Source organism: Stenotrophomonas sp. HMWF003, assembly GCF_003061285.1.
GTDB classification, from domain to species: domain Bacteria; phylum Pseudomonadota; class Gammaproteobacteria; order Xanthomonadales; family Xanthomonadaceae; genus Stenotrophomonas; species Stenotrophomonas maltophilia_AP.
The window spans coordinates 7,591-8,435 of sequence record NZ_QAIW01000380.1 but is presented as its reverse complement, the minus strand read 5'-3'; the positions used below and the strand labels follow the sequence as shown (position 1 = coordinate 8,435).

The following is an 845-nucleotide window of genomic DNA, read 5'->3' as shown; positions in this document are numbered from 1 at the left end:
CGCCGAACCCGGCCGCCGCGCTGCGTGCCTACCGGCTCAACGCGCCCGCCGCCACGCCGATGGCGCTGCCCACCGGCACCGCCCCGGCCACCGCGCCGAGCGAAGTGGACCTGCTGCAGCAGCTGCGTGGCGCCGATCCGTCGGCGGTGCTGCAGCCGATGGAGCGCGCCCTGGACCTGATCGCCGGCCGCGAAAGCAGCCAGATGCACGAGGCGATCGGGCGCAGCGATCCGTATGCCACGCCACCGGGCGTGAGCGAGCCCACCCAGGAGAACTGGGCGGCGCTGGCCAACGACCGCTGGAGCGGCGTCAACGACACCGCGCGTGGCCCCGGCGCGGTCGACACGCTGGCAGCCAACACCGCCGCCGCCAAGCTCGGCCCGCACACCCCGGAAGGCTTCGTAGCCAGCATCTGGGGCCATGCGCAGCAGGCCGCGCGCGAACTGGGCGTGGACGCCAAGGCGCTGGTCGCCCAGGCCGCGCTGGAAACGGGCTGGGGCCGCAAGCTGGTGCAGCGCAACGGCGGCGGCAGCTCGCACAACCTGTTCGGGATCAAGGCCACCGGCTGGAGCGGCGAGCGCGCCAGCAGCGGCACGCATGAATATGTGGACGGCGTGCGCCGCAACGAAACCGCCAGCTTCCGCGCCTACACCTCGGTCGGCGACAGCTTTGCCGACTACGTGAAACTGCTCAAGAACAGCCCGCGTTACCAGAACGCGCTGCAGGCCGGCGGCGACGTCCGCGGCTTTGCCCAGGGCCTGCAGAAGGCCGGCTACGCCACCGATCCCAGCTATGCGGCCAAGATCGCCGCGATTGCCGGCGGCCCGACCATCGAGCGCGCCATC

1 protein-coding gene is annotated in these 845 nt (G+C 72.7%); it reads left to right on the top strand.

Going from position 1 to position 845, the window contains the following annotated elements:
- Positions 1-845: glucosaminidase domain-containing protein (locus tag DBR34_RS16240; protein ID WP_258224014.1), on the top strand; the 845-nt coding region annotated here is incomplete at both ends.